This window comes from Streptomyces sp. NPDC054932, from assembly GCF_053610205.1.
Genome location: NZ_JBSGXU010000272.1, coordinates 1 through 8662, shown reverse-complemented (window position 1 = coordinate 8662; position 8662 = coordinate 1). Strand labels below are relative to the sequence as shown.

The following is an 8662-nucleotide window of genomic DNA, read 5'->3' as shown; positions in this document are numbered from 1 at the left end:
GGACGCCGGGCCGGGCCGCTCAGCCGTTTCGCAGGCGCGTGAACCTGCGCTCAGATCCCGGCACAGCCGTTACACCTTGCCGAGCCGCCCGCTCTGGTCTCCCTGGGCGGCCAGAGCCTGCGTGGCGATGACGGCGGCCTGCACTCGCCGTTCGACGCCCAGTTTGGCGAGCAGCCGGGAGATGTTGTTCTTGACTGTCTTCTCCGCCAGGTAGAGCCGCTGACCGATCTCACGATTGGTCAGCCCTTCCCCGACAAGAGCGAGGATCTCACGCTCGCGCTCCGTCAGGCCGGGCAGACCCTGTGGCAGCTCCTCCTGCGGAGGTCCGCCGCGCAGCCGGGCCATCACCCGCGCCGTAGCGCCGGGGTCCAGCATGGACTGGCCGGAGGCGACCGTCCGCACGGCGTTCACCAGGTCGGTTCCGGTGATCTGCTTGAGCACGTATCCGGACGCGCCGGCCATGATCGCGTCGAGCAGCGCCTCCTCGTCGTCGAATGACGTCAGCATCAGGCAGGCGAGGTCGGGCATTCGGGAGCGCAGCTCCCGGCAGACACTCACGCCGTCCCCGTCCGGCAGGCGCACATCCAGGACGGCGACCTGCGGGCGCAGCGCGGGCACACGGACGAGCGCCTGCTCGACCGTGCCTGCCTCCCCTACCACGGTCAGGTCCGGCTCGGCGTCCAGCAGATCGTGCACACCGCGGCGCACGACCTCGTGATCGTCGAGGAGGAAGACCCTGACCGGTTCCTTCCCGGTAAGGCCGCCGCTGCTGTCCGTCATCGCACACTCCGAGTTCGCCGAATCGTCCGCCCGCCGGCGGATCCACTGCATCGTGCCGTGCGAGCGGGACCTTCGGCCAGGGCCGGATGGCCCTCATACGCGGCCGCGCCCCAGATGGCTGCCCTGGACCCCGGGTCCCTCACGGTCTCGGCGGCCCGCCCGCAGAGGGGCCGCCGCCCTACGCGCGGTCAGAAGGAGGGAAGGGGCCGCGGCCCGGCATAGTAGGCCGCACGCATGATGTCCTCCATGTCGTCCAGCATCGGCATGCGCGGGTTGGCCGGGGCGCACTGGTCCTCATAGGCGTTCAGTGCCTGCTGCGGCAGCGCGCCGATGAAGGCGGCCTCGTCAAGTCCCAGGGCGCGGAAGGACGGTTCGATGCACACGGCGTCCCGCAGGCGTTCCACCGCGGCGGCGTACGAGGCCACGCCCTCGGCGGGGGTGGATGCGGGGAGCCCGAGGGCACGGGCAATGTCCTGGAACCTCTCGGGCGCGCGGTAGCTCTCGTACTTGGGCCATCCCGTCAGCTTGCCGGGAACGGTGCCGTTGTAGCGGATCACGTGCGGCAGGAGGATTGCGTTGGTCCGCCCGTGGGCGATGTGGAAGGTGGCGCCCAGGGTGTGGGACATCGCGTGGACGATTCCGAGGAAGGCGTTGCCGAAGGCCATGCCCGCGATGGTGCCCGCGTTGTGCATCTTCTCCCGTGCCACGCTCCGCCGTGCCGCCTCGCCGGTGACCGCCGCCTCAAGGTGGTCGAAGACCAGCCTGATGGCGTGCAGCGCCAGACCGTCGGTGAAGTCGTTGGCATAGACGGATACGTACGCCTCGGTGGCATGGGTGAGGGCGTCGAAGCCGCTGTCGGCCGCGAGCGACGCCGGCAGGTCGTTGGTCAGGACGGGATCGATGATCGCGACGCTGGGGGTCAGGGCGTAGTCGGCCAGCGGGTACTTCTTGCCGGTCGCAGGGTCGGAGATCACGGCAAAGGGGGTGACCTCGGCGCCGGTTCCCGAGGTGGTGGGGACGCAGACGAGGCGGGCCTGCTTGCCGAGCACGGGGAAGCGGAAGGCCCGCTTACGGATGTCGGAGAACTTCTGCCGCATGTCGGCGAAGTCGACGTCCGGCTGTTCGTACAGCAGCCACATCACCTTCGCCGCGTCCATGGGGGATCCGCCACCCAGGGCGATGATGGTGTCCGGCCGGAAGTCGCGCATGAGGGCGGCGCCACGCTGTACGGAGTCGATGCTCGGCTCCGGCTCGACGTCGTCGATGACCTGGATGGTCACGGGCTGCTGCCGCTGTTGCAGGACACAGCTCACGCGCTCCACGTAACCGAGACGGGTCATGGTCGCGTCGGTGACCACGGTGACGCGGTGGACCTCGGGCATCGCAGCGAGGTAGCGGATGGCCTGAGGCTCGAAGTAGATCTTCGGCGGCACCTTGAACCACTGCATGTTGTTCTGCCGGGCGGTGACGCGCTTGATGTTGAGCAGCTGGGCGGCCGAGACGTTGTCCGAGACCGAAGTACTGCCCCAGGAACCGCAGCCCAGGGTCAGGGACGGAACCAGACTGTTGTAGATGCCGCCGATCGCTCCCTGCGAGGACGGCGAGTTGACGATGATCCGTACGGTCTTCATACGGCGGCCGTAGCGCTCAGCCAGGGCCGGGTCCCCGGTGTGGATCACCGCACTGTGTCCTTGCCCGTGGAAGTCGACCATGTCGGCCGCGAGATCGAAGCCCTCCTCGGTGGACGCTGCCCGCAGCACGGTGAGGACGGGGCAGAGCTTCTCCCGCGTCAGCGGCTCGTCGGGCCCGACGTGGCTCGCCTCGGCCAGGATGAGCGAGGTGTCCGCAGGTACGGTGAACCCGGCCTGCTCGGCGATCCGGTCGGGGCTCTGTCCGACGGCTGCCGGGTTGACGCGGCCCTGTCGGCCGGCCGCGTCGGGCGGAAAGAGGTAGGTCTCCAGCTTCCGCTTCTCCTCGGCCGTGGCGACGTACGCGTGCAGGCGCCGGAATTCGGCGAGCGCCTCGTCGTACACGTCGGTGTCCAGGATGACCGCCTGCTCGGACGCGCAGATCATGCCGTTGTCGAAGGACTTGGACAGGACGAGGTCATTGACCGCCCGGCGCAGGTCCGCGCTGTGGTGCACGTAGGCGGGCACGTTGCCGGCGCCGACGCCGACGGCGGGCTTGCCGGCCGAGTAGGCGGCCTTGACCATGGCGTTGCCGCCGGTCGCCAGGATCAGCGCGACGCCTGGGTGTCGCATGAGGAGGCTCGTGGCCTCGATGGAGGGAGCCTCGATCCACTGCACGCAGTGCTCGGGCGCTCCGGCGGAGACGGCGGCGTCCCGCACGATGCGTGCGGCTTCGGTGCTGCACACCTGCGCGGAGGGGTGGAAGGCGAATACGACGGGGTTGCGTGTCTTCAGCGCCAGCAGCGCCTTGAAGATGGTGGTGGACGTCGGGTTGGTGACGGGCGTGACCGCGCAGAGCACGCCGACGGGTTCGGCGATCTCGATGATGCCCTCAATGTCGTCGCGGCCGATGACGCCGACCGTCCTCGCCCGGGACATGCTGTGGGTGACGTGTTCGCAGGCGAACATGTTCTTCGCCGCCTTGTCCTCGAAAACACCCCGCCCGGTCTCCTCCACCGCCGAGCGGGCCAGGGCGGTGTGCTGATCCAGGGCGGCCACCGACGCCTTGGCGACGATGTGGTCGACCTGCTCCTGCGTGAAGGACTCGAAGTCGGCGAGCGCCTTGGAGGCGTTGTCGACCAAGAGGTTCACCGCGATGAGCGTGTCCGACGGGGTGCCGTCGTTGGTGGTGCGGGGGTCGCTGGTCGCCTGTGTCATGGAAAGCTCCCTGGGTGTGGGTGGCACTGTGGCCACACGTGGCCGGCCACCGGGGTGGCCACCCGTTCCGTCCTGTCACCTACAGCCTTGCCCGGGACGCGTCCTCGGCTGAGGTCCCGAAGGTCCCTCGACGGGGCCCGATGGTCTCCGGCCGCTGTGGCAGCGCAGAGGCTTGCACCACCACCTGGCCTTCCGCGCCTCTACGGCGTCCGCTGCCCGGGCTGCCGCCGGCTCACCGGGCGTCGAGCAGCGTGGCGACGTACTGGGTCAGGTCGACGAGACGGTTGGTGTAGCCCCACTCGTTGTCGTACCAGCCGAAGACCTTGACCAGGTCGCCGTTGGCCTGCGTCAGCGGGGCGTCCACGATGCACGAGGCGGGGTCGCCGACGATGTCGCGCGAGACGATCGGGGCATCGCTCACCTTCAGAACGCCCTTCAGCGGTCCCTCGGCAGCCTCCCGGAAAGCGTCGTTGACCTCCTGTGCGGACACCTTCCGTGCCAGCACCACGCTGAGGTCGGTCAGCGAGCCGTCCTCGACCGGCACGCGCACGGCGATGCCGTCCAGGGTGCCCGCGAGTTCGGGGAGCACCAGGCCGACGGCGCGGGCGGCGCCGGTGCTGGTCGGGATGATGTTCACCGCGGCCGTGCGGCCGCGGCGCAGGTCCTTGTGCGGGCCGTCGAGCACAACCTGGTCGTTGGTGTAGCCGTGGATGGTGGTCATCAGTCCCTTGACGATGCCGAAGCGCTCGCTGAGGACCTTCATCATGGGGGCCACGCAGTTGGTGGTGCAGGACGCGTTGGAGATCACGTGGTCGACGCGCGGGTCGTACGCGGACTCGTTGACGCCCATGACGATGGTGGCGTCGACGCCCTTGCCGGGGACGGACAGCAGCACCTTGCGTGCTCCTGCCGCCAGGTGCCGGCCCGCTTCCTCCTTGGTGCGGAAGCGGCCGGTGGCCTCGATGACGACGTCCACGCCGAGCGCGTCCCACCCGAGGTCGGCGGGGTCGCGCCGGGACATGACCGCGATGCGGTGACCGTCCACCGTAATGGATTCGCCGTCGTGATCAACGGTGCGGTGGAGTCGGCCGTAGGTGGAGTCGTAGGTGAGCAGATGGGCCAGCGCAGCCGGGGAGGTGAGGTCGTTGACGGCCACCACCTCGATGGGGGTGCCGTTGCTCGTCTCCGCGCGTTCCATGACGCAGCGCAGGTAGTTCCGGCCGATGCGTCCGAAGCCGTTGATTCCGATGCGTACGGTCATCTCCGCCGCCCTTCCCTTGGGTGCCGATGCGAGTGGTGCCAGCCTGGAGGGCATGTCGCGCCGCGGGCAGGGGTCGAACGGGGTGCACGCCAGGGCCGTTGGGCCCTCTCCCCGGCGGGCCCCGCCCGGCCCGGCCTGTCACGGGCCGAACGGCCCGGCGTGCGGGTCCTGACCGGTTCTGTCCCCCGACCTTCCTCCGCCCCACTCTGGAAGCAATGGCAAGCATGAGGAGCAGACGAACCCGGGGCTTCCCGGCCCCCTGCGCGCTGAGCACAGCGGTCGGCGGGCAGTCAGAGGTCGGGGCGCCATCGGCGGTATCCGGAAACCTGCGAGACGAGTGGAGATGAGCACCGTGGTCGAAGAACGGACGGTGGGCCAAGTCATGACCAGCAAGGTGGTCCAGGCCCGCCCGGACACCTCCTTCGAAGAACTGGCTCGCATGCTCATCGCCCATCGGATCGGCGGGCTGCCGGTGGTGGATGACGACGACAAGATCATGGGCGTCGTCTCACGGAAAGACCTTGCCAGGCAACAGGGCTGTCTCGGCGGGCACAACCCCGGGCGGCATCGGATGGCGCTCACACCGCAGCGACCGGCCGACGCCCAGTCCGTCGCGGGACTCGCCATGGCGGCAGGCGAGCTGATGACCAGCCCGGCTGTAACTGTGCATCCCGAACAGCGCGTCGCCGACGCCGCGCGCATCATGGAACGTCGCCACGTCGACCGGTTGCCGGTGGTGGACGAGGAGGACCGTCTGATCGGCATCACCACGCGACGTGATCTGCTGCGCGTCTTCTTGAGGACGGACGAGGAGATCCTCGCGGACGTCGCCGATGCCGTCTCCGGCCGGGCGCCGGCCGCCCCTCGCATCGACGGGCTCCGCATCGACGTTCGCGACGGGATGGTCACCATGGTGGGATCATCCGAGCATGCCCTCGATACAGCGGCGTTGATCAGCGCCACGTGGCGCGTGGACGGTGTGGTGGGTGTGGTGAACCGACTGACAACCGGCCGCGAAAGCGATCACTGACAACAGGGCGGGACACCACGGGCTCTTCCGTCGGTTGAGCGGCCGCAGTCACCGCGGCCGGTCGCGGCGACCCGGAGCCGCCGACCCGAGCCGTGCTGTCGGTCCGGCACGTCACGCGATATCAGGCCGGGGCTCGTCGACTTACCCGTCTCTGGGTCTGTAGGCCGAACGGCCTTGCCCGGCCGACCGGAAGTCCCGGTTTCTCGGGTGGTGTCGGTACCAGTGGCACCGTGGCGGGGTCCGGACGGCTCTGCCCGGGAGCGTCCGCCGGCAGACAGGCTGGAAGGGATCGAGGAGGAGTTCTCATGAGCGGTCTCAAGACCAGCTGGACAGCCGACGTCCAGGTCCGCAACCGAGGGCAGGTGCCCGATGGCGCGGACGTGTACGCCCAGGGAAAGATGCTCGCGGTGATCGGCCACGTGCGCGGACCCGTACTGACCGTGCGGGTGAAGCTCACGCAAGCCGTCAACACTTCGGCAAACCGCCCGGCCACGGCTCAGGCCGTGGTGGACGTCAACGGCCGGATGGTTCGCGCCCACGTGGCCGCGAACAGCATGTTCGAAGCGGTCGACCTCCTGCAGGAGCGCCTGGCTGCCCGGCTCACCCGGCCACGGCGGTATGCGGCGGGCGGCCCCCACCGCAACGGCACGCCCAGCCGGACATCGCGGGACGGCGCAGGGCACGACCACCGTCCGCACCGGCATCACGTTCCCGCCGAAGAGCGCCGGATCGTGCGGCACAAGTCCTTCAGCCTGGTCCACCAGACGCCTGAGGACGCCGTGATCGACCTGGAGGCCATGGACCACGACTTCTGGCTCTTCACGGACCTGGCCTCCGGGCGCGACAGCGTCGTCTACCGCGACGTCCGTACCGGGCGGCATCGCATGGCTTCGCTGGGACCTCTGGGTCAGGAACGGGAGGTCGACGGTCTGCTCGGCGTGAGCACGGTTCCCGTGCCGACGAGCAGTGTGACCGAGGCCGTTTCACGGTTGCACCTCACCGGGCTGCCCTTCGTCTTCTTCAACGACACGGCCACCGGCCGGGGCTGCGTCCTCTACCACCGCTACGACGGCCACTACGGGCTGATCACTCCGTCCCGGTAACACGTTCCGGGCGACGCCGCGCGCCCGGCCGCCGGTCCCCGGACCAGTGCCGCAAACCACCCGAAGACCCCTCACCCGGAGGAATCATGTCACGTACCGTCATCGCCGCTGTGGACGGCTCGGCCGAGTCGCTGGCCGCTGCGGACTGGGCCGCCCACGAGGCACAGATGCGCCGTCTGCCCCTGCACCTCCTGCACGTCTGGCAGGACTGGTCACGGGCCTTCGCCCACGCCCCGTTCACCGGCCTGGACACCAAGCCCTGTGAGGGGGCGACCGCCGCACAGCACTACGCCGAGCAGGTCACCCACGACGCGTCCGACCGGCTGCGGGCGGCGCACCCCGGCCTGGAGATCAGCGTCGAGCAGGTGCACGGCCGCCCCGCGGAGGTGTTGCTGTCCGCCGCAGAGAAGGCGGAAGTCCTGGTCGTGGGTTCACGAGGGCTGGGTGGCCTGGCCGGCTTCCTGACCGGATCGGTGTCCCTGCCCGTCATCGCGCACGCCGAGCGTCCGGTCGTCGCCGTACGGGCCGGGGAACGGGCCGAGTGTGAACCGCTCCCCGGGACGGGCGACCACGGGGACCGCAAGGGGCAGTGCCTCGACGTGGTGCTCGGCCTTGACCTCTCCAGGCCGTGCGACGAGCTGCTCGCGTACGCATTCGAAGCCGCCGCTGCCCGAGCGGCCACCCTGCGGGTCGTGCACGGCTGGAGCGTACCGGTGGTCGAAGGGTACGACCCTGCGGCGGCCGACCCCGGCCACGGCGTCGCGCTGGGACTGCGCCAGGCGAGCGCGCTCACCGACGTACTGCGGTCGTGGCGCGGCAAGTTCCCCCAGGTCGAGGTCAAGGAGCAGTGCCTGGTGGGACGGCCCGCGGGCCACCTCGTGGAAGCGTCGAAGGAAGCCTCGCTGCTGATCGTCGGACGGCGCATACGCCGGGCGGCCGTCGGAGCGCACATCGGCCCGGTCACCCACGCAGTGCTGCACCACGCCACGACGCCCGTGGCGGTCGTCCCTCATCTCTGATCGTCGCGGGCCGCGCCGAGGACGGATACACCCCGGCTGCGGTCCCCCGACGGACGCCGTCGCCCCTTGACACCAGGAGCCCTCGTCGCGCAGCTGCGCGACGGGGGCTCCTGGTGTGCTGCGACCGCAGTGGTCGGTGCGTTGCTTGTCGTACCGGGTGGAAAAGACGGAAGCCACCGCGGCGAGGGGCGCGATGGGGCGGTCGGTCCGGGTCCACAGGCCGGCCGGGAAGGACCGTTGCGGCAGTCCCCGCGCGTCCCCACCACCTCGACCAAAGCGTCCGTGCAGGCCTTGCCCGCCCGCCTGCGCTGGCGCAACTCTCAGGCCTGCCAACCCCGATGGGTGGCCGCCCGACGCCGCGAGCGTATCCGTATCAGCAGCCGCAGCGAGAAGGCCATCCGGTGGGGGCGGGCGCCCCACCAGTGGCCCGTCGGCGCTGTCGCACCGCCAGTCCACAGCGAGGACGGGAATCGCGCCCGTGCAGTCGCTCCGATGGCCGGCAGTCCGGGCATGAGGCCCCACCTCCTTGAGCGGCCACGGACACCATGCCCCGCCGGAGCTCACGGTCGCGGCTCAGAGGAGCACCCCAGGCCCAGTTGGCGCCGTCCGGCGGAGCCCACAGG

6 protein-coding genes are annotated in these 8662 nt (G+C 70.1%); 3 read left to right on the top strand and 3 right to left on the bottom strand.

Annotated elements, in window-relative coordinates:
- Nucleotides 1-69: 69 nt before the first annotated feature.
- From ACWGE1_RS38335 to gap, 3 genes are all read right to left on the bottom strand, one after another.
- Nucleotides 70-780, bottom strand: coding sequence for a response regulator (locus tag ACWGE1_RS38335; RefSeq protein ID WP_030895875.1), 711 nt, complete (start codon nucleotides 778-780; stop codon nucleotides 70-72).
- Nucleotides 781-968: 188 nt separating this feature from the next.
- Nucleotides 969-3626 carry a bifunctional acetaldehyde-CoA/alcohol dehydrogenase gene (gene adhE / locus ACWGE1_RS38330; protein WP_453425096.1) on the bottom strand — a complete coding sequence of 886 codons (2658 nt, stop codon included), beginning with the start codon at nucleotides 3624-3626 and terminating at the stop codon, nucleotides 969-971.
- A gap of 232 nt (nucleotides 3627-3858) precedes the next feature.
- Nucleotides 3859-4887 carry a type I glyceraldehyde-3-phosphate dehydrogenase gene (gene gap, locus ACWGE1_RS38325; RefSeq protein WP_453425095.1) on the bottom strand — a complete coding sequence of 343 codons (1029 nt, stop codon included), beginning with the start codon at nucleotides 4885-4887 and terminating at the stop codon, nucleotides 3859-3861.
- 343 nt (nucleotides 4888-5230) lie between these two features.
- Here gap and ACWGE1_RS38320 point away from each other — a divergent pair, with 343 nt between their 5' ends.
- The 3 genes from ACWGE1_RS38320 to ACWGE1_RS38310 all read left to right on the top strand — a co-directional run bounded on the left by ACWGE1_RS38320 (nucleotide 5231) and on the right by ACWGE1_RS38310 (nucleotide 8039).
- Complete coding sequence (locus ACWGE1_RS38320; RefSeq protein WP_453425094.1) at nucleotides 5231-5917, top strand: CBS domain-containing protein; 687 nt, start codon at nucleotides 5231-5233, stop codon at nucleotides 5915-5917.
- 305 nt (nucleotides 5918-6222) lie between these two features.
- Nucleotides 6223-7020, top strand: a complete 798-nt coding sequence (locus ACWGE1_RS38315; protein WP_453425093.1) for a sigma 54 modulation/S30EA ribosomal C-terminal domain-containing protein — start codon at nucleotides 6223-6225, stop codon at nucleotides 7018-7020.
- 86 nt (nucleotides 7021-7106) lie between these two features.
- A complete protein-coding gene (locus ACWGE1_RS38310; RefSeq protein WP_453425092.1) occupies nucleotides 7107-8039 on the top strand; it encodes a universal stress protein in 933 nt (310 codons plus the stop codon).
- Nucleotides 8040-8662: the final 623 nt, after the last annotated feature.